Origin of the sequence: Streptomyces sp. NPDC017676, from assembly GCF_044329325.1 — a bacterium.
Lineage (GTDB): Bacteria > Actinomycetota > Actinomycetes > Streptomycetales > Streptomycetaceae > Streptomyces.
In genome coordinates this window covers 611,747-636,055 of sequence record NZ_JBIRJA010000001.1, presented here as the reverse complement: position 1 = coordinate 636,055, position 24,309 = coordinate 611,747, and the positions used below count along the sequence as shown (strand labels likewise).

At 72.5% G+C, this 24,309-nt stretch carries 21 protein-coding genes; 12 read left to right on the top strand and 9 right to left on the bottom strand.

Annotated features, from left to right (window positions below):
• Positions 1–82: 82 nt before the first annotated feature.
• The 3 genes from ACH4LD_RS02815 (at position 83) to ACH4LD_RS02805 (ending at position 5,638) form a co-directional block, all read left to right on the top strand.
• On the top strand, positions 83–1,753 hold the full coding sequence (locus tag ACH4LD_RS02815; RefSeq protein WP_398053369.1) for an MGH1-like glycoside hydrolase domain-containing protein: 1,671 nt from the start codon (positions 83–85) through the stop codon (positions 1,751–1,753).
• Positions 1,750–3,687 (top strand): glycogen debranching N-terminal domain-containing protein, encoded by a 1,938-nt coding sequence (locus tag ACH4LD_RS02810; protein WP_398053368.1) that lies wholly within the window; start codon positions 1,750–1,752, stop codon positions 3,685–3,687. Before ACH4LD_RS02815 ends, ACH4LD_RS02810 begins: the two co-directional genes overlap by 4 nt.
• A gap of 334 nt (positions 3,688–4,021) precedes the next feature.
• A complete protein-coding gene (locus tag ACH4LD_RS02805) occupies positions 4,022–5,638 on the top strand; it encodes a CDP-alcohol phosphatidyltransferase (RefSeq protein WP_398053602.1) in 1,617 nt (538 codons plus the stop codon).
• 117 nt (positions 5,639–5,755) lie between these two features.
• On the opposite strand, the gene dusB is transcribed toward ACH4LD_RS02805, so the two are convergent.
• Positions 5,756–6,886 (bottom strand): tRNA dihydrouridine synthase DusB, encoded by a 1,131-nt coding sequence (gene dusB, locus ACH4LD_RS02800; RefSeq protein ID WP_103810829.1) that lies wholly within the window; start codon positions 6,884–6,886, stop codon positions 5,756–5,758.
• Positions 6,887–7,062: 176 nt separating this feature from the next.
• Between dusB and ACH4LD_RS02795 the strand changes: the two genes are divergently transcribed.
• Positions 7,063–8,514 (top strand): MFS transporter, encoded by a 1,452-nt coding sequence (locus ACH4LD_RS02795; protein ID WP_132783573.1) that lies wholly within the window; start codon positions 7,063–7,065, stop codon positions 8,512–8,514.
• 362 nt (positions 8,515–8,876) lie between these two features.
• On the opposite strand, the gene ACH4LD_RS02790 is transcribed toward ACH4LD_RS02795, so the two are convergent.
• The gene (locus tag ACH4LD_RS02790) at positions 8,877–9,749 is read right to left on the bottom strand and encodes a helix-turn-helix transcriptional regulator (protein WP_398053367.1); all 873 of its coding nucleotides are present in this window, start codon (positions 9,747–9,749) and stop codon (positions 8,877–8,879) included.
• 191 nt (positions 9,750–9,940) lie between these two features.
• Between ACH4LD_RS02790 and ACH4LD_RS02785 the strand changes: the two genes are divergently transcribed.
• Together ACH4LD_RS02785 and ACH4LD_RS02780 are read left to right on the top strand one after the other, a co-directional pair.
• Positions 9,941–11,368 (top strand): MFS transporter, encoded by a 1,428-nt coding sequence (locus ACH4LD_RS02785; RefSeq protein WP_398053366.1) that lies wholly within the window; start codon positions 9,941–9,943, stop codon positions 11,366–11,368.
• A 165-nt stretch (positions 11,369–11,533) separates the two neighbouring features.
• Positions 11,534–12,586: a chitinase gene (locus ACH4LD_RS02780; RefSeq protein WP_398053365.1), complete on the top strand. Its 1,053-nt coding sequence runs from the start codon at positions 11,534–11,536 to the stop codon at positions 12,584–12,586.
• Between the two features lie 67 nt (positions 12,587–12,653).
• On the opposite strand, the gene ACH4LD_RS02775 is transcribed toward ACH4LD_RS02780, so the two are convergent.
• Positions 12,654–14,036, bottom strand: coding sequence for a glycine--tRNA ligase (locus tag ACH4LD_RS02775; RefSeq protein ID WP_014672583.1), 1,383 nt, complete (start codon positions 14,034–14,036; stop codon positions 12,654–12,656).
• Positions 14,037–14,196: 160 nt separating this feature from the next.
• Here ACH4LD_RS02775 and ACH4LD_RS02770 point away from each other — a divergent pair, with 160 nt between their 5' ends.
• The 4 genes from ACH4LD_RS02770 to ACH4LD_RS02755 are packed head-to-tail and all read left to right on the top strand — an operon-like array spanning position 14,197 to position 17,340.
• A complete protein-coding gene (locus ACH4LD_RS02770; RefSeq protein ID WP_398053364.1) occupies positions 14,197–15,177 on the top strand; it encodes a metal ABC transporter substrate-binding protein in 981 nt (326 codons plus the stop codon).
• Between the two features lie 11 nt (positions 15,178–15,188).
• Complete coding sequence (locus tag ACH4LD_RS02765; RefSeq protein ID WP_398053363.1) at positions 15,189–15,959, top strand: metal ABC transporter ATP-binding protein; 771 nt, start codon at positions 15,189–15,191, stop codon at positions 15,957–15,959.
• Positions 15,959–16,861, top strand: coding sequence for a metal ABC transporter permease (locus ACH4LD_RS02760; protein ID WP_398053362.1), 903 nt, complete (start codon positions 15,959–15,961; stop codon positions 16,859–16,861). Before ACH4LD_RS02765 ends, ACH4LD_RS02760 begins: the two co-directional genes overlap by 1 nt.
• A 59-nt stretch (positions 16,862–16,920) precedes the next feature.
• Positions 16,921–17,340, top strand: a complete 420-nt coding sequence (locus tag ACH4LD_RS02755) for a Fur family transcriptional regulator (RefSeq protein WP_103810821.1) — start codon at positions 16,921–16,923, stop codon at positions 17,338–17,340.
• 22 nt (positions 17,341–17,362) lie between these two features.
• Here the strand turns inward: ACH4LD_RS02755 and ACH4LD_RS02750 are convergent, their stop codons facing one another.
• Genes ACH4LD_RS02750 through recO form a run of 3 tightly spaced genes read right to left on the bottom strand, consistent with a single transcriptional unit; the run spans position 17,363 to position 20,354 of the window.
• Complete coding sequence (locus tag ACH4LD_RS02750; protein ID WP_398053361.1) at positions 17,363–18,688, bottom strand: histidine-type phosphatase; 1,326 nt, start codon at positions 18,686–18,688, stop codon at positions 17,363–17,365.
• A gap of 40 nt (positions 18,689–18,728) precedes the next feature.
• Positions 18,729–19,577, bottom strand: a complete 849-nt coding sequence (locus ACH4LD_RS02745) for an isoprenyl transferase (RefSeq protein WP_398053360.1) — start codon at positions 19,575–19,577, stop codon at positions 18,729–18,731.
• A gap of 30 nt (positions 19,578–19,607) precedes the next feature.
• Entirely contained in the window at positions 19,608–20,354 is a 747-nt protein-coding gene (gene recO / locus ACH4LD_RS02740; protein ID WP_132783564.1) for a DNA repair protein RecO, read from the bottom strand.
• A gap of 137 nt (positions 20,355–20,491) precedes the next feature.
• Between recO and ACH4LD_RS02735 the strand changes: the two genes are divergently transcribed.
• Both ACH4LD_RS02735 and ACH4LD_RS02730 read left to right on the top strand, forming a co-directional pair.
• Positions 20,492–21,022 carry a flavin reductase family protein gene (locus tag ACH4LD_RS02735; protein ID WP_398053359.1) on the top strand — a complete coding sequence of 177 codons (531 nt, stop codon included), beginning with the start codon at positions 20,492–20,494 and terminating at the stop codon, positions 21,020–21,022.
• A gap of 41 nt (positions 21,023–21,063) precedes the next feature.
• A complete protein-coding gene (locus ACH4LD_RS02730) occupies positions 21,064–22,167 on the top strand; it encodes a Gfo/Idh/MocA family protein (RefSeq protein ID WP_398053358.1) in 1,104 nt (367 codons plus the stop codon).
• Positions 22,168–22,236: 69 nt separating this feature from the next.
• Here ACH4LD_RS02730 and ACH4LD_RS02725 read toward each other — a convergent pair whose 3' ends face one another.
• The 3 genes from ACH4LD_RS02725 to ACH4LD_RS02715 are packed head-to-tail and all read right to left on the bottom strand — an operon-like array spanning position 22,237 to position 24,168.
• The gene (locus ACH4LD_RS02725; protein WP_398053357.1) at positions 22,237–23,001 is read right to left on the bottom strand and encodes a thioesterase II family protein; all 765 of its coding nucleotides are present in this window, start codon (positions 22,999–23,001) and stop codon (positions 22,237–22,239) included.
• A gap of 1 nt (position 23,002) precedes the next feature.
• Positions 23,003–23,770, bottom strand: coding sequence for a 4'-phosphopantetheinyl transferase family protein (locus ACH4LD_RS02720; protein ID WP_398053356.1), 768 nt, complete (start codon positions 23,768–23,770; stop codon positions 23,003–23,005).
• Complete coding sequence (locus tag ACH4LD_RS02715; RefSeq protein ID WP_398053355.1) at positions 23,767–24,168, bottom strand: acyl carrier protein; 402 nt, start codon at positions 24,166–24,168, stop codon at positions 23,767–23,769. The genes ACH4LD_RS02720 and ACH4LD_RS02715 overlap by 4 nt, the downstream gene beginning before the upstream one ends.
• Between the last annotated feature and the right edge of the window lie 141 nt (positions 24,169–24,309).

Genomic DNA, 24,309 nt, shown 5'->3' with positions numbered 1-24,309 from the left:
TGAGTTTTGCGTGTTAAATAGACGTAACCCTACGGTGGCCGGGGCGGAACCGCGTCGGCCGGACGTCTTCGGGGAGCCCCGAGTGGATCGCACCGCCCAGCTCACTGCCCGTTCCACCCCGCACGAGACGGCATACGATCCACCGGCCACGGCCACCACCCCGGCCACGACGACGTCCCTGCACACGAGGGCCGCCCGGGTGCTGGAGGCGAACTGGACCGGTGCGTCGACGGTGCCCTCCCGCGACCTGTATCCGCACCAGTGGTCCTGGGACTCCGCGTTCATCGCCGTCGGGCTGCGGCACGTCTCCCCGCGGCGGGCCCAGACGGAGCTGGAGACGCTCTTCGCCGCCCAGTGGGCCGACGGCCGCGTCCCGCACATCGTCTTCAACCCCTCCGTACCGCTCGACGCGTACTTCCCGAGCCCCGACTTCTGGCGCTCCTCCACCGCCGGGCGCTCGGCGGGCGCCCCGCGCACGTTACAGACCTCCGGCATCGTGCAGCCACCGGTGCACGCGCTGGCGGCCTGGCTGGTGCACCGCGCCGACCCGGAGCTGTCCAGGGCCCGCGGCTTCCTGGCCCGCCTCCACCCACGGCTGGCCGCCTGGCACCGGTATCTGCTGCACCGCCGGGACCTGGGCGGCGCCGGGCTGGTGTCCGTGGTCCACCCCTGGGAGCAGGGCATGGACAACAGCCCCTGCTGGGACGCCCCGCTGGCCCGGATCACCCCGGCCCCGGCCCGCTCCTTCCGCCGCGCCGACCTCGACCACGGCGCGGCCGAGGACCGGCCGACGGATCTGGACTACGGGCGGTACGTGCGGCTGGCCGCGGACTACCGGGACGCCGGGTACGCCGACGGGGGCGGGGAGTTCGCCGTGGAGGACCCGGCGTTCAACGCCCTCCTCATCGCCTCCGAGCTCGCGCTGGCCCGGATCGCCGAGGAACTGGGCGCGACCGGATCCGCCCGACGGGCCCGTGCGCAGCGGCTGACGGCGACGCTGGTGGAGCGGCTGTGGGACGCGGAGGCGGGGATGTTCCTGTGCCGCGACCTGCGGGACGAGGACGCCGTCTCCGGGCCGGGTGCCTCCGGTGCCGGGCGGGGAGCCTCTGATGCCGGGCGGGGAGCCTCCGGTTCCGGGGCCGCCCCCGAGCACGGCGCCTGCGAGCCGAGCCCCGTCCGCGAGCACGGCACCTCCCGTCCCGGTGCCGGTGCCGGTGCCGACGGCGGGCCGCGTGCCCCCGGCTCCCGCCTCCTCCCCGAGCGCGCCGTCTCCGGTCTGGTGCCGTTGATCCTGCCCGGGCTCCCCCGCGACATCGCCGCCACCCTCGTCCGCACCCTGCGCGGGCCGCACTTCTCGGTCGGTGACCGCACCAGGCTCGTGCCCAGTTACGACCTCCTCGGCGAGGCCTTCGACCCGCACCGCTACTGGCGGGGACCGGCGTGGTTCAACACGAGCTGGCTGCTGGAGCGCGGCCTGCGCGCGCACGGCGAGACGGCGGCGGCCGAGGCCCTGCGCCAGGCGGTGCTGGACCTCGCCGGCGCCACCGATTTCGCGGAGTACGTCGACCCGTACACCGGCGCACCCTGCGGGGCCACCGGCTTCGGCTGGACGGCGGCCCTCGCGCTCGACCTGTACCACCGGCCGACCGCGCGACACGAGCGTCAACATCTGGACAAGAGCACACAAAGAGTCGTACCCCCCACGCACACCGGAACGTTCGACAGGAGTGACAGAGGAGGGGACCGGGGATGACGGACCGGCATCATCTGCTCGTGCACGGCGCCACCTTCGCCGCCGTGGGCGACCGTGGCGACATCAGCGGGGTGCGGGGCGGCAGCTCCCCGGACGGGTTGTTCGTCCGGGACGCCCGGCACCTCAGCCGCTGGCAGCTCACCCTCGACGGCGCGGTGCCCGAGGTGCTCACCCCGGTCACGGACGGGGACGAGACCCGCTGTGTGCTGGTCCCGCGCGGCGGTCGTCAGGAGCCCCCGGCGTACACCCTCTTCCGTGAACAGGCCGTCGGGGACAACTCGTTCGTGGAGTCCGTGAAGGTCACCAGCAACCGTCCGGTGCCCACCACCGCCCGGCTCGCGCTCACCGTCGACGCCGACTTCACCGACCAGTTCGAACTCCGCTCCGACCACCGCACCTACGCCAAGCCCGGCGCCCTGCGCTCCCGCGAGGTCCTCCCCGACGGCATCGAGTTCACCTACCGGCGCGCCGAGTGGCGGTCCCGCACGACGATCACGGCCGACCCGGCCCCCGACGCCGTGGAGGAGACGGGCACCGGTGCCCGCCGCCTGGTGTGGACCCTCGACCTCGCCCCCCACGGCACGACCGAGCTGCTGCTGCGGGTGATCGCCCGCCCGCACGGCGAGAAGCGCGCCCTGCGCGTACCCCGCGACCCCGCCGCCGTACAGGAACAGCTCCTCGCGGAGGAGGCCCGGTTCATGGAGGGCGTGGCCTTCCCGACCGGCTGGCCGGAGCTGGCCGCCGCCTGCGCCCGGGGCCTCGCCGACCTGGCGGCGCTCCAGGTCCCGGCCACCGGACCGGACGGCGAGGACCTGCGCGTACCGGCGGCCGGTGCCCCCTGGTTCCTCACCCTGCTCGGCCGCGACGCGCTCCTCACCTCCCTGTTCGTCCTGCCGTACCACCCCCGGTCGGCCGCCGCCACGCTCCTCGCCCTGGCCGCCGCCCAGGCCACCGGCACCGGCCGGTCCCCGGTCGCCCAGCCCGGCAAGATCGTGCACGAGGTACGGCACGGCGAGCTGGCCCACTTCGGCCAGGTGCCGTTCGGCCGCTACTACGGCTCGGTCGACGCGACCCCGCTGTTCCTGATCCTGCTCGGCGCGTACGTCGAGCGGACCGGGGACACGGAGCCGGCCCGGCGCCTGGAGTCGCACGCCCGGGCCGCCGTCGGCTGGATGCTCGACCACGGCGGCCTGACCTCGCGCGGCTACCTCGTCTACCGCGCCGACGAGGGCGGCCTCGCCAACCAGAACTGGAAGGACTCCCCCGGCGCGATCTGCTGCGCCGACGGCACCCGGCCCACCGGCGCGGTGATGGCGGCGGGCGCCCAGGGGTACGCCTACGACGCGCTGCGCCGCACGGCCGGGGTGGCGCGGACGGTGTGGGGCGACGAGACGTACGCCGCGCTGCTGGAACAGGCGGCGGCCGACCTCCGCGACCGCTTCCAGCGGGACTTCTGGATGCGGGAGCAGTGCTTCCCGGCGCTGGCGCTGGACGGGCAGGGCCGGCAGATCGACGCGCTGGCGTCCGACGCCGGGCATCTGCTGTGGTCGGGGCTGCTGGACAAGGAGTACGGCGAGGTGGTGGGCCGGCGGCTGCTGGAGCCGGACTTCTTCTCGGGCTGGGGTGTGCGCACGGTGGCCTCCGGCCAGGCCGCGTACCACCCGCTGTCCTACCACCGGGGGTCCGTCTGGCCCCATGACAACGCGCTGATCGCCCTGGGTCTGGCGCGGTACGGGCTGCACGACGAGGCCCGTACGGTCGCCCATGCGCTGATCGACGCGGCGACGGTGGGCGGGCACCGGCTGCCGGAGGTGCTGGCGGGGTACGGGCGTACCGCGCACGGTGCGCCGGTGCCGTATCCACACGCGTGCGGACGGGGGGCCCGGTCCGCCGCCGCGCCGCTCGCCCTGCTGACGGCCGTGGGGGGCGCCTGAGGGGGCGGGGGTTCGCTTGTGGGGCGGGTGCGGGTCCGTGGGGGGTCGTTCGCGCGGTTCCCCGCGCCCCTTCAGGGCGCTGACGTACCGTCGGCTGTGTTGACCAGGTGTTTGCCCAGCGGTCGTGAACGGTGCTTCCCCGTGGGCCGTACCGGAAGGCATGAGCGCGCTCCAGTCTGCCTCTGCCGATGCCTCTGCCGATCCCTCCGCCGAGGACGTGGCCGCGGAGGTCACCGAACCCGCCGTACGCACGTTCCGCCGCCCCTGGGCCGCATGGTCGGCGTGGCGCGGGCGCTGGCGTGAGGGACATCCGGAGGTCGCACGGGCCCTGTCCGTGACGGTCACCGTGCTCGCCGCCGCGCTGGTCGTCGCCGCGCTGGTGATGCCGAACACGGTCGTCCGGCTGGGGCCCGCGAAGTTCTTCCGCATACCCGGCGAGGCCGTCATCGGGGCGGCCGTGCTGCTCGCGCTGCCACGGCGGCCCCGGGTGGTGCTGGCGGCGGTGTCCGGGGTGCTGCTCGGGGCCATGACCGTGCTCAACGCGCTGGACATGGGGTTCAACCAGTACCTCGGCCGCAGCTTCAACGTCGTACTGGACTGGGGTCTGTTCGGGGACGCGGAGTCGTATCTGGAGGACTCCCTGGGGCGGACGGCCACCCTCGCCGCCGTGGCCGGACTGGTCGCGGTCGTCCTGCTGCTCTTCGTGCTGCTGGCGCTGGCCATGGTCCGGCTGAGCAACCTCCTCGCCCGGCACCCCGGCACCGCGACCCGCGGCACCCTGGTCGCCGGGGTCGTCTGGATCACCTGTTCCTCGCTCGGGCTCCAGGTAGCGGGCGTGCCGATCGCCTCGGACCGCACCGCGACCGCGCTGAAGGCCCAGGCCCGCCGGGTGTCGGACACACTGAAGGACGAGGCCGAGTTCCGGAAGGTGGCCCGGGTCGACGCGTTCGGGAACACGCCGGGCAGTCAGCTGGTGCCCGACCTGCGCGGCAAGGACGTGATCTTCACCTTCATCGAGAGCTACGGCCGCAGCGCGATCGAGGACCCGGTCATGGCGCCCGGCGTGGACCGGACGCTCGACGTCCGCACCAAGGCCCTGGCCAAGGCCGGCTTCCACGCCAAGAGCGGCTGGCTGACCTCGGCGACCTACGGCGGCAGCAGCTGGCTCGGCCACTCCACCACCATGTCGGGCCTGTGGATCAGCAACCAGCAGCGCTACCGCACGGTGATGGCCAGCGACCACCTCAGCCTGACGGAGGCGTTCCGGAAGACCGGCGCGTTCGACACGGTGGGGGTCATGCCGGGTGTGCAGAAGGGCTGGCCGGAGCAGAAGTGGTACGGCCTCGACAAGGTCTACAACGCCTTCCGACTCGGCTACCAGGGGCCGAAGTTCAGCTGGTCCACCATGCCCGACCAGTACGCCCTCCAGCAGTACCAGGAAAGGGTGCACAGCAAGCGGCCGGCCGCCGGCAAGGCGCGGATGTCCCTGCTCATCCTGACGTCCAGCCACCAGCCCTGGGCCCCCATCCCGAAGATGGTGGGCTGGGACCAGCTCGGTGACGGCTCGGTCTTCAAGGGCATCCAGGCGGCGGGGAACAAGCCGGCCGACGTCATCGCCGACACCACCAAGTCCCGCGAGGAGTACGGCAAGTCGGTCCAGTACTCGGTGACCGCGCTGACCGAGTGGCTGGAGCGGTACGGCACCAAGGACACGGTGCTGGTCTTCCTCGGCGACCACCAGCCGATCGCCCGGGTCAGCGGCAACCACGCCAGCCGTGACGTGCCGGTGTCGATCGTCGCCAAGGATCCCAGGATGCTGGACAAGATCGCCGACTGGAACTGGACGGACGGGCTCCGCCCCGCCCACGACGCCCCGGTATGGAAGATGAGCGCCTTCCGCGACCGCTTCCTGACGGCCTACGGCTCGACACCCCACCCGAAGAGGAACTGACACCTCCCGCGGGACGCGGCACCCCTGCCGACGGAGCGGGGTGCGGCACCTTCCGGCCGACCGAGTCGGGTGGTGGGTGGGCGAGGCCGGGGTCCAGGGGCGGAGCCCCGGGGGCGCTCACCCACCCGACGTGTCGAGCTCCGCTTCCTCGGTGATCCCGGAACAGTCGTACGGATCCTTCAACCACCCGTCCGGCAACACCACCCGGTTGTTCCCGGACGTCCGCCCCCGCGGCCCCTCCGCGCCGACCGGCCACGCCTGATCCAGGTCCAGCTCGTCCAGCCCCGCCCGCAGCTCCTGGAGGGACGACGTGATCGCGAGCCGCTTGCGCATCTCGGACCCGACCGCGAACCCCTTCAGGTACCAGGCGACGTGCTTGCGGAAGTCGACCACGCCCTTGGACTCGTCCCCGAGCCACTCCCCGAGCAGGGTCGCGTGCCGCACCATGACGTCGGCGACCTCCCGCAGCGTGGGCCGCAGGAAGTCGTCCCGCCCCTCGAACGCGGCGACCAGGTCCGCGAACAGCCAGGGCCGCCCCAGGCACCCGCGCCCCACGACCACCCCGTCGCACCCGGTCTCCCGCACCATCCGCAGCGCGTCCTCGGCCGACCAGATGTCCCCGTTGCCGAGCACGGGGATCTCCGGCACGTGCTCCTTCAGCCGCGCGATGGCGTCCCAGTCGGCGGTGCCGCCGTAGTGCTGGGCGGCGGTCCGGCCGTGCAGGGCGATGGCCGTCACGCCCTCCTCCACGGCGATGCGGCCGGCGTCGAGGTAGGTGATGTGGTCGTCGTCGATGCCCTTGCGCATCTTCATGGTCACCGGCAGGTCACCGGCCCCGCTGACCGCCTCGCGCAGGATGGCCCGCAGCAGGTTCCGCTTGTACGGCAGCGCGGACCCGCCGCCCTTGCGCGTGACCTTCGGCACTGGGCAGCCGAAGTTCAGGTCGATGTGGTCGGCCAGGCCCTCCTCCGCGATCATGCGGACGGCCTTGCCGACGGTCGCGGGGTCGACGCCGTACAGCTGGATGGAGCGCGGCTGCTCGCTCGGGTCGAACCTGATCAGCTGCATGGTCTTCTCGTTGCGCTCGACCAGCGCCCGGGTGGTGATCATCTCGCTGACGAACAGCCCCTTGCCGCCACTGAACTCCCTGCAAAGCGTGCGGAAGGGCGCATTGGTGATCCCCGCCATGGGTGCGAGCACGACGGGCGGTGTCACGGCGTGCGGGCCGATGGAGAGCGGGTGGGTCATCGTCAGGACTCCGGGGCGGATCTACGGCACAGAACGGACACGGGAACACTGGGCAAGCACCCATTGTCCCTCACCCGCCGAGCGGCTCGTCCGCCGGCGCCGACCGCCGACACCCAGGGGACCATGTATGACTCATTAGTTAGACGCACTATTGAGTTCGGCGTACGATGGGGCGCATGCCAGAGCTGAGCCCTCGCCGACGCCTGCTCGTGCTCGCGATCTGCTGCATGAGCCTGCTGATCGTGAGCCTCGACAACACCGTGCTGAACGTGGCCCTGCCCTCGATGCAGCGCGACCTGCACGCCACCACCTCCGGCCTGCAGTGGACGATCGACGCCTACACGCTGGTCCTGGCCTCGCTGCTGATGCTGGCAGGCTCCACGGCCGACCGCATCGGCCGCAAACGCGTCTTCATGTCGGGCCTGGTGGTGTTCACCGTCGGCTCCGTGCTCTGCTCCGTCGCCCCGAACCTGGAACTGCTGATCGTCTTCCGCATGGTCCAGGCGGTGGGCGGCTCGATGCTCAACCCGGTCGCCATGTCGATCATCACCAACACCTTCACCGACGCCCGGGAACGCGCCCGCGCGATCGGTGTGTGGGGCGCGGTGGTCGGCATCTCCATGGCGGCGGGTCCGCTGGTCGGCGGCCTGCTGGTGCAGTCGGTGAGCTGGCGCTCCATCTTCTGGGTCAACCTGCCGGTCGGTCTCGCGGCCCTGCTGCTCACCCTCCGCTTCGTCCCCGAGTCGCGCGCGCCCAAGGCCCGCCGTCCCGACCCGGTCGGACAGCTCCTGGTGATCGCGCTGTTCGGCTCGCTGACGTACGCGATCATCGAGGCGCCGGAGTCGGGCGCCGGCCCGGTGACGCCGTTCGCCGTGATCGCCGTGGCCGCGCTGCTGGCCCTCCTGTGGTACGAGCCCCGTCGCGACGAACCCCTCATCGATCTGCGCTTCTTCCGCTCGGCCCCGTTCAGCGGTGCCACGGTGATCGCGATCAGCGCGTTCGCGGCCCTCGGCGGCTTCCTGTTCCTGTCCACCCTGTACCTGCAGAACGTGCGCGGCCTGGACGCCCTGCACGCGGGCCTGTGGATGCTCCCGATGGCCCTGCCGACGTTCCTGTGCGCCCCGCTGTCCGGCCGCCTGGTCGGCAGCCGCGGCCCTCGGCTGCCGCTTCTGGTGGCGGGCACGGCGATGACCGCGAGCGGTGTCCTGTTCGCCGCGTTCGAGGCGGAGACCTCCGACACCACCCTCTTCCTCGGCTACGTCCTCTTCGGCATCGGCTTCGGCTTCGTGAACGCGCCGATCACCAACACGGCTGTCTCCGGCATGCCGCGCACCCAGGCCGGTGTCGCCGCCGCCGTCGCCTCCACCAGCCGGCAGCTGGGCCAGACGCTCGGCGTCGCGGTCGTCGGCGCCGTCCTGGCCTCCGGCATCGGCTCGTCCCCGTACCGGCAGGTGTTCGTCTCGGCGGCCCGCCCCGGCTGGTGGATCCTCACCGCCTGCGGCCTGGCCGTCCTGACCCTGGGCCTCCTGACCAGCGGCCACTGGGCCCGCCGCACCGCCGAACGCACGGCCGAGAGCCTGCGGTCACCGGAGGTACGCCAGGTCGTGGGCACAGCGGAACGGGCGTGACACCGAGGCCCCACCGGGGCGCCGCGCGGGACCCTGCACCGGCCCCGCCGCTCGGCTGAGCCCCCCGCACCCGCCCCAACCCTGGCCGGCCAGCCCGAACGCCCGGTTGCCCGTGCCGGGCGCGGCGCGGCTTCCCGGGGGTGGTGGGAGTGCCGTTCCACGATGGTTCGACGTGGCAGCGGCTTCGCCGATCCCGTGGAGGTTTCCTTGCCGTGCCGCGCTGGTCTGCGCGGTCTGCCTCAGCCGGTGCGCCACGCTCGGTGAGCGGGAGACGGCCGCGTCCCGGGCCGCCGTGCCCTTCGAGGAGAGCGTCCGGCGGGCGGACGGCCCCCGCGACTGCGCGGCGCTCGCCCCGCCGAGGGTCAGCGTCCGTGCGCGATCTCGTGCAGCCTCTCCAGCCGCTGCCGGGTCTCCTCGTTCCTCGGTGTGTACGTCACCATCCGGGCGCCCACGTCGGGGGCGAGCCACAGGTCCGTGTGCTCCAGGCTGAGGCGGCCCACGTAGGGGTTGAGGAACTCCTTGGACTTGGAGCGGGTGTCGACCACCTCGTAGCGCCGCCAGTTCTCGCGGAAGGCGGGTGACTCGTCCAGCCGCTTCAGGAGCATCTTCCAGGCCGGCTCGCCGAGATGGCCGGCCAGGGCGGCGCGCAGCCGGGCGGCCATCAGGCGCTGGGTCTTCTCCAGGTGGACGACCGCCGCCTGCCACTCCTCGTTGGTGTGGACGAGGAGCATGCAGTTGCGGTCCTCGGGCGGAACCGCGTCCAGGTCGCCCAGGAGGCGGCCGTAGGTGCGGTTGTAGGCGAGGATGTCGTACCGGCTGTTCTGGATGCAGGCGGGGATCGGCTCCAGCCCGGTCAGCATCTGGCGCAGGGCGGGAGTGACGCTCGGGCAGTTCGCCGCCGGGGTGGGGTCCGTCGCGCCGGCCAGCTGGAAGAGGTGGGCGCGTTCGCTGGCGTCCAGGCGCAGGGCGCGCGCGAGGGCGTCGAGGACCTGGACGGAGACCTGGATGTCACGGGCCTGTTCGAGCCAGGTGTACCAGGTGACGCCGACCGCGGAGAGGTGGGCGACCTCCTCGCGGCGCAGTCCGGGGGTGCGCCGGCGGGTCCCGCGCGGCAGGCCCACCTGTTCCGGCGTGATGCGCTCCCGTCTGCTGCGCAGGAACGCGGCCAGCTCGTGCCGGCGGATCTCCGCTCCCCGGGCGGGCTGCGTCCGGGTTTCCTGGACCGAGGTCGTCATACGTCCAGGGTGCCGGGCCGGCCAACCTGTTTCCAGGTGCTTCCAGTACCAGGACAAGGGCCGCCGACCACCAGCATGACCCGGGGGCCGGCCCGGGAATCCGCCCGGGTCTGCGGGTGGCGCCAGGTAGTCCTGCTACCAGGATGAGCAGACTCTGGTACCAGCCTGAGGGGTGCCCCAGGCTCGGGAGCATGAGTGAAACCGTCACCGCCCCCGCCGTCCGGCCGACAGCGGCGCCGCCCGCGCTCACCGGGCCCGGGCTGTTCACCGTCCTGCTGGCCGCGGCGCTGCCGCTGGTCGACTTCTTCATCGTCAACGTCGCCCTGCCGACCATCGGCGCCGATCTCGCCGCGGGCGAGGCCGTGCTGGAGCTGGTCGTCGCCGGGTACGGGGTCGCGTACGCCGTGCTGCTCGTGCTCGGCGGGCGGCTCGGGGACCTGTTCGGCCGGCGCCGGCTGTTCCTCGCCGGGATGGCCGCCTTCGGGCTCACCTCTCTGGCCTGCGGACTCGCGCCCGGCGCCTGGAGCCTGGTCGCGGCCCGGGTCGCGCAGGGCGCCTCGGCCGCCGCGATGCTGCCGCAGGTGCTCGCCACCATCCAGTCCGCCACGAGCGGCGCGCGCCGGGCGAAGGCCATGAGCCTCTACGGCGCCACGGCCGGGCTGTCCATGGTCGCCGGGCAGATCCTCGGCGGGGTGCTGGTCGCCGCCGACATCGCCGGGACCGGGTGGCGGGCCATCTTCCTCGTCAATGTGCCGGTGGTCGTGCTGGGTCTCGTGCTCGCCGCCCGGTTCGTGCCGGAGACCCGGTCGCAGCACCCGGAGCCCGTGGACGGGCCGGGCACCGTGCTGCTCGCGGTGTCCCTGCTGACGCTGCTCGCGCCGCTCACCGAGGGCAGGGCGGCCGGCTGGCCGCTGTGGACCTGGCTGTCACTGATCGCCTTCCCCTTCGCGGCGGGCGCGTTCTGGGTGGTGGAGCGGCGGGCGGACCGCTCGGGGCGGACCCCGCTGGTGCCGCCGAGCCTGTTCCGGGTGCCGTCCATGCGGCGCGGTCTGGAGCTGATGGTGCCGTTCTCCATCGGCTTCAGCGGGTTCATGTTCATGATCGCGCTGGCGTTGCAGCAGGGTGCCGGGCTCGGGCCGGTGCCGGCCGGGCTGGCGCTCGCGCCGATGGCCGTGGCGTTCCTGCTCGTCTCCCTCGCCGGGCCCCGGCTGATCGCCCGTTTCGGCACCCGGGTGGTCACGGCCGGGTCCGTGCTCCAGGGCGTGGGCGTGCTGCTGATCGTGCTGGCCGCGTGGCGGGACTGGCCCGGGCTGGACGTCGTCTCGCTGCTGCCGGGCGCGGCGGTGGCCGGTGCGGGGCAGGCGCTCCAACTGCCCAACATCATGCGGCTGGTGATGTCCGAGGTGCCGCCCGCGCGGGCCGGGGTCGGCAGCGGGGTGATGGTCACCACGCAGCAGTCGGCGCTGGCGCTGGGGGTGGCCACGCTGGGCACGTTGTTCCTGACCCTGGTCCCGCATCTGGGCATGCGGGACGCGCTGGTCAGCACGTTGCTGGTGCAGTTGGGCGGGATCGTGCTGACCGGGTTGCTGAGCCTGCGGCTGCCGCGGACGGTGGGCTGAGCGGGGGCCGCGCGCCGTCGGCCGGGCGGCGCGCGTGCGCCGGGTCCTTCGGTCCGGCCACGGCCCGGGTCGTTTGGTCCAGACCTATTGACTGGAGGTCTGGACCACGAGCACTGTCATGTTTGCGACATGGCCCACGCTCACCGACCCCCACCGGGAGGCCCCATGCTCCGCCGTACCCTGCGCGTCCTCACCGCCGCGCTCACCTCGGCCGTTCTCGCCCCGCTGGTGATCGCCACCGCGCCCGCCGCCTCCGCCGCCGACACCTGCGCGGTGAAGCCGAGGCCGGCGGGCAAGGTGCTCCAGGGATACTGGGAGAACTGGGACGGCGCCGCCAACGGGGTCCACCCGCCCTTCGGCTGGACCCCGATCACCGACTCCCGCATCCCCGCCCACGGCTACAACGTGATCAACGCGGCCTTCCCGGTGATCCGCTCCGACGGCACGGCCCTGTGGGAGGACGGCATGGACGCCGGCGTGAAGGTGGCCACCCCGGCCGAGATGTGCGCGGCCAAGGCGTCCGGCCAGACGATCCTGCTGTCCATCGGCGGCGCGGCGGCCGGCATCGACCTCAGCTCCTCCACCGTGGCCGACCGCTTCGTCGCGACGATCGTGCCCATCCTGAAGAAGTACAACTTCGACGGCATCGACATCGACATCGAGACGGGCCTGGTCGGCAGCGGCAACATCGGCCAACTGTCCACGTCCCAGGCCAACCTGATCCGCATCATCGACGGGATCCTCGCGCAGATGCCGGCGGGCTTCGGCCTGACGATGGCCCCGGAGACGGCGTACGTCACCGGCGGCAGCGTCACCTACGGCTCCATCTGGGGCGCGTACCTGCCGGTCATCAAGAAGTACGCGGACAACGGCCGCCTGTGGTGGCTGAACATGCAGTACTACAACGGCAGCATGTACGGCTGCTCCGGCGACTCCTACGCGGCCGGCACCGTGCAGGGCTTCACCGCCCAGACCGACTGCCTGAACAAGGGCCTGGTGGTGCAGGGCACGACGATCAGGGTGCCGTACGACAAGCAGGTGCCCGGCCTGCCCGCCCAGTCCGGCGCGGGCGGCGGCTACATGTCCCCGTCCCTGGTCTCCCAGGCCTGGAAGCACTACGGCACCTCGCTCAAGGGCCTGATGACGTGGTCGGTCAACTGGGACGGGTCGAAGAACTGGACCTTCGGCGACAACGTCAAGGCGCTCCAGGGCCGCTGAGCGGGGGCGGACACGCGAATGCCGGACGAGTCCGCGCTGGCGGCTCGCCCGGCATCCGGCGGTGTGACTAGGCGCCCACGAGGCGCTGGGCCAGGTAGCCCTCGATCTGGTCGAGCGACACGCGCTCCTGCTTCATGGAGTCACGCTCGCGGACGGTGACCGCGTTGTCCTCCAGCGTGTCGAAGTCGACGGTCACGCAGTACGGCGTACCGATCTCGTCCTGGCGGCGGTAGCGGCGGCCGATGGCACCGGCGTCGTCGAACTCGATGTTCCAGTTCTGCCGCAGCGCCTGGGCGAGACCCTTGGCCTTCGGGGACAGCTCGGGGTTGCGCGACAGGGGCAGCACGGCGACCTTCACCGGGGCCAGGCGGTGGTCCAGGCGCAGCACCGTGCGCTTCTCCATCTTGCCCTTGGCGTTGGGCGCCTCGTCCTCGACGTAGGCGTCGAGCAGGAAGGCCAGCATGGTGCGGCCGACACCGGCCGCCGGCTCGATGACGTACGGCGTCCAGCGCTCGCCGGCCTCCTGGTCGAAGTAGGAGAGGTCCTGGCCGGAGGCCTTGGAGTGCGCGCTGAGGTCGTAGTCGGTGCGGTTGGCGACACCCTCCAGCTCGCCCCACTCCGAGCCGCCGAACTGGAAGCGGTACTCGATGTCGGCGGTGCGCTTGGAGTAGTGGGAGAGCTTCTCCTTCGGGTGCTCGTACCAGCGCATGTTCTCCTCACGCAGGCCCAGGCCGGTGTACCAGTTCCAGCGCTGCTCCATCCAGTACTCCTGCCACTGCTCGTCCTCGCCCGGCTTGACGAAGAACTCCATCTCCATCTGCTCGAACTCGCGGGTGCGGAAGATGAAGTTGCCCGGCGTGATCTCGTTGCGGAACGACTTGCCCATCTGGGCGATGCCGAACGGCGGCTTGCGGCGCGACGTGGTCTGCACCTGGGCGAAGTTGGTGAAGATGCCCTGGGCGGTCTCGGGGCGCAGGTACGCGACGGAGCCGGAGTCCTGGGTCGGGCCGAGGTGCGTGGAGAGCAGACCCGAGAACTGCTTGGGCTCGGTGAACTGGCCCTTGTTGCCGCAGTTCGGGCAGTTGATGTCCGCGAGGCCGTTCGCCGGGGCGTGGCCCTTCTTCTCCTCGTACGCCTCCTCCAGGTGGTCGGCGCGGAACCGCTTGTGGCACGCGGTGCACTCGGTCAGCGGGTCCGTGAAGGTGGCGACGTGGCCGGAGGCCACCCAGACCTCGGGGGCCAGGATGACGGACGAGTCGATACCGACGACGTCCTCGCGCGACGTCACCATGTAGCGCCACCACTGGCGCTTGATGTTCTCCTTCAGCTCGACACCGAGCGGTCCGTAGTCCCAGGCGGCACGCTGTCCGCCGTAGATCTCACTGCAGGGGAAAACGAAGCCACGGCGCTTGCTCAGGCTGACGATGGTGTCGATCTTGTCGGCGGCCACGGTGCTCTCTTCATTACGACGACGGGCGTTGAAGCGAGATGCTTCCAGCGAATGATTCAGGTTACCGGCGCATGCTCCCCCACGACCAAATCGGCCCCTGCCCGGACCGCCTGACGAGCGTTGTTGACAACGGTTTCCATGTTTGTTGAAAATGACTGTCATGAACGTACGACGACACACCCGGCCCCGCGCGCGGCGCCTCATACCCGCCGCCGCGGTCGCCGCGGCCACCGCCCTCGGGATCGGCACGCTGTCCGCCTGCTCCGGCGACAAGGCGGTCGCGGCCAACACGAGCAAGTTCGACGTCGTCGCGTCGTTCTACCCGATGGCCTTCCTCGCCGACCGCATCGGCGGGGACCACGTCCACGTCACCACCCTCACCTCGCCCGGCCAGGAGCCGCACGACCTGGAGATCAGCCCCCAGCAGATCGCCTCGCTGGAGGAGTCCGACGCGGTCCTGTACCTGAAGGGCCTCCAGCCGTCCGTGGACGACGCGGTGGCCCAGTCCCCGGTCGGGACGAAGATCGACGCGGCCTCCCTGACCACGCTGGAGGACCACGGCGACGAGGTCGGCGGCCACGCGGCCGAGCACGACAGCCACGAGGACGGGGAGTCCACCGGCAAGGACCCGCACATCTGGGTCGACCCGGTGCGCTACGCCCAGGTCGCCGAGGGCGTCGGCAAGGCCTTCGAGAAGGCCGATCCGGAGCACGCCGCCGACTACAGGAAGAACACCGCGGTGCTGGTCAAGCAGCTGAACGACCTGAACACCCAGTTCGAGGACGGCCTCGCGGACACCAGGACCAAGGTCTTCATCACCACGCACGCCGCCTTCGGCTACCTCGCCGAGCGCTACGGGCTCACCGAGGAGGCCGTCAGCGGCCTCGACCCCGAGTCCGAGCCGAGCGCCGCCCGGGTGCGGGACCTGGAGAGGATGGCCAGGGCGGACGGCGTCTCCACGGTCTTCTACGAGACGCTCGTCAGCGACAAGACCGCCAGGACCATCGCCCGCGACACGGGCCTGAAGACCGACGTCCTCGACCCGATCGAGGGCATCACCGGCAAGTCCCGCGGCAAGGACTACTTCGCGGTCCAGCGGGCCAACCTCAAGGCGCTCCAGCAGGCACTGGGCGCCAAGTGACAGGAGACGAGATGACCAGCGAGCCTGTCATAGCCCTGCGCGGCGTGACCGCCGAACTCGGCGCGCGCCCCGTGCTGCGCGGCATCGACCTCGCCGTCGGCCGCGGCGAGGTCGTCGCGCTGCTCGGCGCGAACGGTTCCGGCAAGTCCACGGCGATCCGCACGATCATCGGCCAGGTGCCGGTGAGCAGCGGCACGATCGAGCTGTTCGGCACCCCGCGCCGGTCCTTCCGGGACTGGGCGCGCGTGGGCTACGTACCGCAGCGGACGACGGCCGCCGGCGGGGTCCCGGCGACGGTCACCGAGATCGTCTCCTCGGGCCGCCTGTCCCGCACCCGCTTCGGCGTCTTCCGCAAGGGCGACCGGGAGGCCGTGCGCCGGGCCCTGGAACTGGTCGGCATGGCGGACCGCGCCAAGGACTCCGCGGGCGCCCTCTCCGGCGGCCAGCACCAGCGGGTGCTGATCGCCCGCGCGCTGGTCGCCGAGCCCGAACTGCTGATCATGGACGAGCCGATGGCGGGCGTCGACCTGGCCAGCCAGGAGATCCTGGCGCGCACCCTCAAGCAGCAGGTCGAGGCCGGTACGACGGTCCTGCTCGTGCTGCACGAGCTGGGCCCGCTGGAGCCCCTGATCGACCGGGCGGTCGTCCTGCGCGACGGCTGTGTGCTGCACGACGGCCCGCCGCCGCGCGCGGTCGGCCAGCACGCGCTGCCCGGCCACGACCACGTACACCCGCACGCTCCGGCGGGCGCCGAACCGATCCGCACGGGACTGCTGAGCTGATGGACTTCCTGAACTACGCCTTCATGCAGCGGGCGCTGCTGGCCGCCGTGCTGGTCGGCATCACCGCGCCCGCGATCGGCATCTACCTGGTCCAGCGCCGCCAGGCTCTGATGGGCGACGGCATCGGACACGTGGCCATGACGGGCGTCGGCCTCGGCTTCCTGCTGTCCACGTCCCCCGTGTGGATGGCGACGGCCGTCTCCGTCCTCGGCGCGGTCCTGATGGAACTGATCCGCTGGTACGGCAGGACACGCGGTGACATCGCCCTGGCCATGCTGTTCTACGGCGGTATGGCCGGCGGTGTGATGCTGATCAACCTCGCGCCGGGCGGCTCCACCGCCAACCTGACGTCGTACCTGTTCGGCTCCCTGTCGACGGTGTCCCAGTCCGACGTCGGCGCGATCTGTGTGCTCGCCGCGTTCGTCCTGCTGGTCACGCTGGGCCTGCGCCGCCAGTTGTTCGCGGTCAGCCAGGACGAGGAGTTCGCGCGGGTCACGGGCCTGCCGGTGCGCGCGCTGAACCTGCTGACGGCGGTCACCGCGGCCGTCACCGTCACGGTCGCCATGCGGGTCGTCGGCCTGCTGCTGGTGTCCGCGCTGATGGTCGTGCCCGTGGCGGCGGCGCAGCAGCTCAGCCGCAGCTTCACCGTCACCTTCGTGATCGCGGTGGCGATCGGCGTGGTGGTGGCCGTCAGCGGCACGGTCACGTCGTACTACCAGGACGTCCCGCCCGGCGCCACGATCGTCCTGCTGACCATCGCCGCGTTCCTCGTGCTGACCGCGCTGGCCGGTCCGCTGGCCCGGCGACGCGCCCGCGCGGCCGCCGCGGCCCAGCCCGCCGGGGACCCCGCGGAGTGCGCGATTCCGGCTTCGCGGGGTGCCGGCGACGAGGTCGGCGTCTGACCGCCGACAGCCCGGGCTGGCAGAATGGCCCGGGCAGCAGCAGACGTGAGGAGGCAACGGTGACGACCGCTGGACCGCCCGTGAAGGGCCGCGCGACCCGCCAGCGTGCAGCCGTGGCGGCGGCCCTGGACGAGGTCGACGAGTTCCGCAGCGCGCAGGAACTGCACGACATGCTCAAGCACAAGGGCGACTCCGTCGGCCTGACCACGGTCTACCGCACCCTCCAGTCCCTCGCCGAGGCCGGCGAGGTCGACGTCCTGCGCACGTCCGACGGCGAGTCCGTCTACCGCCGCTGCTCCAGCGGCGAACACCACCACCACCTGGTCTGCCGCGCCTGCGGCAAGGCGGTGGAGGTGGAGGGCCCGGCGGTGGAGAAGTGGGCCGAGGCGATCGCCGCCGAGCACGGTTACGTCAACGTGGCCCACACGGTGGAGATCTTCGGCACGTGCGCCGACTGCGCCGACTGCGCGCAGGGCTGACCGCCGCGGCGCCCGCTCCGGCTCACCTCCGCCCGAAGCAGCGCTCCAGCTCGTCCAGGTCGTAGAAGGCGCTGCCCTTCGCGACCGGACGGCAGCCGGCCCTGAACGCCGTCTCCTTCTCGTTGTAGAGCATCCGCACCAGCCAGCGGTCACCCTTGCGGAAGACGTCCCACTGGATGTTGGCGCCCAGCGGGGAGACGGCGGCGCCCCGCCACGGGTTGTCCGCGTAGGTGTACGGCTCCCCCGGCGTCGCCGGTCGCGTGCTGCCCGGCAGACCCATCAGCGCGGCCAGCGGAATGATCTCCTCGGCGTGGGTGAAGCGCAGCTCGGCGCCGAGGCGGCTGGTGCCGGCGCGCTTGGCCTCGACCTGCCGGAACAGGTCGTCCAGCAGGACGTCCGCCATCTTGTAGGTGATGTCGCTGTCGGCGAAGCCGGGACCCTTCTCGTAGAAGTCCTCGGCGTCCCCGAGGTATCCGAACCAGGCCGCGTCCGTACGGGAGACGAACCGCTCCATGCCCCAGCCCGTGCCGCCCGGACTCTCCTCGATCATCGCGGGGGCGATGGCGTACAGGTTGTAGACGGCCTCCGCGGCACCCACCTGGTCGGTGATCCGCTCCACGAAGGCGTCCTTGAAGATCTTCCGCAGCACGCTGCGGGCGGCCTGCCGCGTCCGGGGCTGGTCGGTGATCCCGCTCAGGGTGTCCTTGAGGCGCTGGTCGCCCGCGATGTAGTCGCGGTAGGCGGCACCGCCCGCCGCCTTGTGGAAGTACAGCAGGTCCTTGTCGGTGCGGGCCGGACCGATGAGCGGCTCCAGCGCCGGGTCGGCCTCGGTGAGGGCGTCCGTGAACGCGGTGCCGCTGTCCACGGCCCGCCCCTGCCCCGAGCTGACGACGTCGATCCGCTCCCCGTCGTCCGCGATCTCCTTGAACAGGGCGGGCAGCCGCCGCTGCATGCGTACGGCCGTGTCCGCCAGCTCCCGCTTGCCGCGCCCGCTGAGGTTGCCGTAGCCGACCTTGGCCATGGCGGCCTCCAGGGCGCGGACCGTCGGACCGAACTCCTCACCCTTGCCGGTGAGTTGTCCTTCCGCCTCGGCCTGGTCCCACAGCGCGAGGACCAGGTCCCCGTCCTCGCTGTCCGTGGCCGCGCGGGAGCCGTGCCGGGAGACGTTCTCGGTGAAGACCGGCTCGAACCCGGCCGGGGGCCGCTGGTAACCGTGCGGGTCCTGCTGCGGCGCGTAGGGCGCCTTGGTGCCGTAACTCTCGCGGTGCGCGGGCCCCTCCGCCGCGTGCGCGGGCAGGGCGGTGAGCAGCAGGGCACCGAGGGCGAGGACAGGCGTCAGACGTCTCATGAGTCCCGTATCCTCGGCGGCCCGCGTGAACCCCCGGTGGCTACGAGGTGGAATCGCCCTTCATGGCGGCTTCCATGGCGAGCAGTTCCTCGTTCGGGACGGCGCCGCCGAAGCGGCGGTCGCGGGAGGCGAACTCGACGCAGGCCCGCCACAGGTCACGGCGGTCGAAGTCGGGCCACAGCACGTCCTGAAAGACCATCTCGGCGTACGCGCTCTGCCAGAGCAGGTAGTTGGACGTGCGCTGCTCGCCGCTGGGCCGCAGGAACAGGTCGACGTCCGGCATGTCCGGGTAGTACAGGTACTTCTGGATGGTCTTCTCATTGACCTTGGACGGGTCGAGCCGGCCCGCCTTCACGTCCTCGGCGAGCCGCTGCGCCGCGTCGGCGATCTCCGCCCGGCCGCCGTAGTTCATGCAGAAATACAGGGTGAGCAGGTCGTTGTCCTTGGTCTGCTCCTGGGCGACCTGGAGCTCCTTCGCCACCGACTTCCACAGCTTGGGCATCCTGCCCACCCAGCGCACCCGGATGCCGAGCTCGTCGAGCTGGTCGCGGGTCTTGCGGATGAAGTCGCGGTTGAAGTTCATCAGGAAGCGGACCTCCTCGGGCGACCGCTTCCAGTTCTCGGTGGAGAAGGCGTACAGGGAGATGTTGCGGACGCCGATCTCGATGGAGCCCTGGAGCACGTCCAGCACCCGCTCGGCGCCGACCTTGTGCCCCTCGGTGCGCGGCAGCCCCCGCTCCTTGGCCCACCGCCCGTTGCCGTCCATGACGATCGCCACGTGCTCCGGGACCAGCTCACCCGGGAGCTTGGGCGCGCGGGCACCGGACGGGTGCGGCTCCGGCGCCTTGTACTCGCGCCGCTGGCGCCCCAGGATCCCGCGTACGACCATGTCCTTCTCGTCTCCTCGACCGTGCCGTGCTTACTTCTCTACGTACCGCAGGGAGCGCAGCCCGCGCTCCAGGTGCCAGTGCAGGTAGGCGGACACCAGCCCGCTGCCCTCGCGGACGTACCGCGCCTCGCACGCGTCCGCCGTCTCCCAGTCTCCCGTAAGCAGCGCCCCCAGCAGTACCAGGGTCTGCGGGGACGGTACGACACTGCCGGGCACCCGGCAGTCGGCGCAGACCGAGCCGCCGGAGGCCACGGAGAAGAACCGGTTGGGGCCGGGCATCCCGCACTTCGCGCAGTCGCCGAAGCTGGGCGCGTAGCCGTTGACGGCGAGGGAGCGCAGCAGGAAGGCGTCGAGAACGAGGTGCGGCGCGTGCTCGCCCCGGGCGAGCGTCCGCAGGGCACCGACCAGCAGCAGGTACTGCTGGACGGCCGGCTCGCCCTCGTGGTCCGTGAACCGTTCGGCCGTCTCCAGCATGGCGGTCCCGGCGGTGTAGCGCGCGTAGTCGGTGACGATCCCGCCGCCGTAGGGCGCGATGGTCTCACTCTGTGTGCACAGCGGCAGTCCGCGCCCGACCAGCTCGCTGCCCCGCGCGAAGAACTGCACGTCGACGTGGGAGAAGGGTTCCAGCCGGGCGCCGAACTTGGACTTCGTACGCCGCACGCCCCGGGCGACGGCCCGCACCCGGCCGTGGCCGCGCGTGAGCAGCGTGATGATCCGGTCCGCCTCTCCCAGCTTCTGGGTGCGCAGCACGATGCCGTCGTCGCGGAAGAGACTCATGGCTCCATTCTCGCCCATGCCGGGGGCGGCGCCGTCGCGCGTATTGGTGGCACCACTACTGTGCGTACGCACTTGTTACGGGTTGTCGGGGGGCCAAGGATGGACACATGCCCTCGTCGACAGATTCCGTCAGCCGCGTGAGCAGCGTCAGCGGCGTCCGCCAGGTCAGTCCGGTCAGCCAGGCCAGCCAGGTCAGCCACGAGGAATTCCGCGCCACGCTGGGCCGGTTCACCACCGGCGTCGTGGCGGTGACCGCGGTCCGCGCGGGGGATGCCACGCCGGTCGGCCTCGCGGTGAACTCCTTCACCTCGGTGTCCCTCGATCCCGCGCTCGTCCTCTTCTGCATCGCCCGGACGAGCACCAGCTGGCCGCGGGTCCGGGCCGCGGAGCGCTTCTGCGTCAACATCCTCGGGGCGGACCAGCGCGAGCTGAGCAGCCGCCTGGCCACGAGCGGCGCCGACAAGTTCCGGGACGTCCGGTGGAGCGCCACACCGGCCGGGACGCCCGTGCTGGACGGCGCCATCGGATGGCTGGAGTGCTCGGTGGAGGCCGAGTACCCGGCCGGGGACCACGACGTCGTCATCGCCCGTGTCCACCGGCTCAGCAGCCGTGAGGACGGGGCGCCGCTGGTCTTCTACCGCGGGTCGTACGAGCGGCTGGCCGCCTGATGAACAGTTCTCCGGACCAACAGTTAGTGGGTTGACCCTTCATGACACAGAGCACCGGTTCCCCCAGGCCCCTCGGAGTCGGCATCGTCGGTCTCAGCGCCGACGGCGGCTGGGGTGCCCGCGGGCATCTGCCCGCGCTCGCCGCGGTGGAAGGTTTCGAGCTGCGCGGTCTGACGGCGTCCTCGCCCGAGGCCGCGCGGCGCTCGGCCGAGAAGTACGGGGTGCCGCTGGCCTTCACCGACGTCGCCGAACTGGCCGCCCACGACGACATCGACCTCGTCGTGGTCGCGGTCAAGGTGCCCCGGCACCGCGAGCTGATCGAGCCCGCGCTGGAGGCGGGCACGATGGTGCTGAGCGAGTGGCCGCTGGCCGTCGGGCCCGAGGAGGCGGAGGCGCTGGCCGCGCTCGCCGAGCGGCGCGGGGTGCGCACCGCGGTGGGCCTTCAGTCGCGTTCCGCCCCGGCCGTGCGGTACCTGCGGGACCTGATCGCGCAGGGGTACGTGGGCGAGGTGCTGTCCACCACCCTGGTGGGCTCCGGCGGCGGCTGGGGGCCGGTGGTGGGCTCCCGCGGCGCGTACACGGCCGACCGGGCCAACGGGGCCACGCTGATGACGATCCCGTTCGGGCACACCCTGGACGCGCTGACGATGTGCCTGTCGGGCTTCGCCGGGCTCACGGCCACCACGGCCACGCGCCGCGGCAAGGTGCGGGTCGCGGAGACCGGGGAGTCGCTGCCGCAGACCGCCGAGGACCAGATCGCCGTGTCCGGTGTGCTGGAGAGCGGCGCGGTCGCCTCCCTGCACTACCGGGGCGGTTCCAGCCGGTCCACCAACCTCCTGTGGGAGATCAACGGCACCGAGGGCGACCTGGTGATCACCGGGGACACCGGGCACCTCCAGTTCGGCCAGTTCACCCTCCGGGGTGCCCGGGGCGACGAGGAGCTGTCCGTGCTGCCCGTCCCCGACGGGTACCAGCTCGTGCCCGGGGTGAGCGGGCCGGCGTCGCCGGTCGCGCACGCCTACGCCCGGTTGCGCGCCGACATCGAGGAGGGCACCCGGACCGTGCCCGACTTCCGGCACGCGGTCGGGCACCACCGGCTCCTGGAGCGGATCGCGCGCGCCGCCGGGACGGGCGTGCGTCAGTAACGGCACCGCACACACGGTGAAGTCCCCCGGGCCGGGCGGCCCGGGGGACTTCGCCGTGCGCCGGGGCGGTCAGGGTGCCGCGCGGTCGCCGGCGAGCAGCGTCCGGCAGGCTCCGACCAGGCGGGCGGAGACGTCCTCGGCGTGGTCGAAGAGGTAGAAGTGCCCGCCGGGCCAGAGGTGACAGCCCATCGGCCGCCGGGTGTACGCCGACCAGCGGCGGAGCAGGTGCGGGGGCGCCAGCGGGTCGTCCTCGCCGCCGAACACCGACAGGGCCGTCCGCAGCGGCGGGCCGTCGGTGTACTCGTAGCTGCCGACCACCTCCAGGTCCTGGCGCACGGTCCGCGCCACGAGTTCGGCGAGGGCCGTGCGGTGGTCGGCCCCGGCGGGTGTGCCGCCGAGGCCGTGCAGGTACCGCAGCACGCGGTGGGCCGGCCAGCCGGCCGGGGCGGCGGCGCGGGTGGCGCCCCCGCTCACGGGCGGCGGGAGGGCCGACACCCCGAGCCAGCAGGGGCCCAGGGCCTCGGCCTCCAGCCGCCGTACCAGCTCGAACGCCAGCAGGGCCCCCATGCTGTGGCCGAAGACGGCGTAGGGGCCGGTCAGTTCGGGGCGCAGCGCGTCACGGAGATGGTCCACGGCCTCGCGGGCGGTACGGCACCGGGAGCGGGCGCGGTCGAGCAGTCGGCCCGGCAGGTCCGCGCCGAGCACCCGCCACCCGCGCGGCAGATGGGGCAGGAGCGGCGCGAACCCCCGGGCGGAGCCGCCCGCGTGGTGCAGCAGCACCAGGGTGAAGGGCGGCTCGTGGCCGGACGGGGCGGTGATGTCGTAGACGGGCATCTCAGGCGACCAGCTCTCCGAGGAAGGTGTCCCGCTTGCCCAGGGGCATGGGCTTGTCCTTGTACAGGCAGTCCATGGGGAGCCAGTGCACCCTCAGCCGGGCGCCCGGGGGCTGGTCCCGGAGCGCGGCGGCGGCCGTGTGGCGGGGGCCGCAGGGCACGTCGTGGAGGGTCCACCGGGCGGGGTGCCGGCCGCTGTCGGCGCCGAGGTAGTCGGCGGCCAGGTCCCGGGCGAGCCCGGTGCCGATGCCCTTGAGGTAGGCCTCCTTGCGCGTCCACAGCTGCCCGAAGGCGACGGCGCCGACGCCGGCGGGGCGGGCGAGCAGTTCGCTCCGTTCGTCGGGGTGCAGCGCGGGGGTGCACACCCGGACGGTGTCGCGGGAGGGGATCTTCTCGACGTCCACGCCGATCGGGACGGTGGACACACCGATGAGGGCCATGCCGGCGCTGTGGGAGAGCGAGAAGTGCAGCGGGGACGCGGGCGCTTCGAGTACGGGTCTGCCGTGCGGCTCCCCGCAGCAGGGGCAGGGTGCCCGGCCGAACCGCAGTTGTCGCGGTCCGGTGTCCAGGTAGGCGCCGAGCAGCCGGCGCAGCGCGATGTGCACCGACGAGTAGAGGAGTCGGCCGGCCTCGCGGCGGCAGCTGCCGGCCCGCTGCCGTTCGGCCTCGTCGAGTTCGGTCAGGTCGAGTTCGCCGGTGCAGGTGCCGAGCCGGGGCTGGCGCAGCAGCCACAGATCGGCGTCGCCCGCGGCGGGGAGGGACAGTTTCACGCTGACGGGGCTCCTGCCGTGGTCGTGCCGAGCAGGCCCACGAGACGCAGGGTCAGCGCGTGGGTGTTCTCGGCTCGCAGGATCTCGGGCAGGCCGGGCGCGACGCCGAGGGCCGCCCGGATCCGCCGTTGCAGCTCCAGGCCGGTCATGGAGCCGACGCCGAGGTCCGTCATGGTCTGGTGCCGGTCGACCTGCCCGGCCGGGCAGTGCAGGACGCGGCCGAGCTCCTGGCACAGGTAGTCGCCGATCAGGCGCTCCTGCCCGGCGGGGCTCGCGGCCGCCAGTTCGGTGCGGGTGGGCGGGGTCACGTCGGCCGGGAGGGTGTCGTCGTCGGGTGCGCCGGACTCGTCCGGGTCGCCGGGGGCGGTCCGGAACCAGTCGAGCAGTGCCTGATCCACTGTGCCGCAACCTCCGTTTCAGGGTGTCGGTGAGCGGTGCGCCGCCGCGTCCGGGACGGACACCGCGGCGCGGCCGGGGGGGGGCCCCCCGCGGCAGGCCGCGGGCGCGGCGGGCAGCGGGGGCCGGTCGGGGGGGGAACC

Coding starts and splice junctions, on each gene's coding strand:
- dusB (WP_103810829.1), bottom strand. CDS start 6,886: ATGACCCACCCGCTCTCCATCGGCCCGCACGCCGTGACACCGCCCGTC.
- ACH4LD_RS02785 (WP_398053366.1), top strand. CDS start 9,941: ATGAGTGAAACCGTCACCGCCCCCGCCGTCCGGCCGACAGCGGCGCCG.
- ACH4LD_RS02750 (WP_398053361.1), bottom strand. CDS start 18,688: ATGAGACGTCTGACGCCTGTCCTCGCCCTCGGTGCCCTGCTGCTCACC.
- ACH4LD_RS02760 (WP_398053362.1), top strand. CDS start 15,959: ATGGACTTCCTGAACTACGCCTTCATGCAGCGGGCGCTGCTGGCCGCC.
- ACH4LD_RS02780 (WP_398053365.1), top strand. CDS start 11,534: ATGCTCCGCCGTACCCTGCGCGTCCTCACCGCCGCGCTCACCTCGGCC.
- ACH4LD_RS02770 (WP_398053364.1), top strand. CDS start 14,197: ATGAACGTACGACGACACACCCGGCCCCGCGCGCGGCGCCTCATACCC.
- ACH4LD_RS02730 (WP_398053358.1), top strand. CDS start 21,064: ATGACACAGAGCACCGGTTCCCCCAGGCCCCTCGGAGTCGGCATCGTC.
- ACH4LD_RS02725 (WP_398053357.1), bottom strand. CDS start 23,001: ATGCCCGTCTACGACATCACCGCCCCGTCCGGCCACGAGCCGCCCTTC.
- ACH4LD_RS02795 (WP_132783573.1), top strand. CDS start 7,063: ATGCCAGAGCTGAGCCCTCGCCGACGCCTGCTCGTGCTCGCGATCTGC.
- recO (WP_132783564.1), bottom strand. CDS start 20,354: ATGAGTCTCTTCCGCGACGACGGCATCGTGCTGCGCACCCAGAAGCTG.
- ACH4LD_RS02765 (WP_398053363.1), top strand. CDS start 15,189: ATGACCAGCGAGCCTGTCATAGCCCTGCGCGGCGTGACCGCCGAACTC.
- ACH4LD_RS02810 (WP_398053368.1), top strand. CDS start 1,750: ATGACGGACCGGCATCATCTGCTCGTGCACGGCGCCACCTTCGCCGCC.
- ACH4LD_RS02790 (WP_398053367.1), bottom strand. CDS start 9,749: ATGACGACCTCGGTCCAGGAAACCCGGACGCAGCCCGCCCGGGGAGCG.
- ACH4LD_RS02745 (WP_398053360.1), bottom strand. CDS start 19,577: ATGGTCGTACGCGGGATCCTGGGGCGCCAGCGGCGCGAGTACAAGGCG.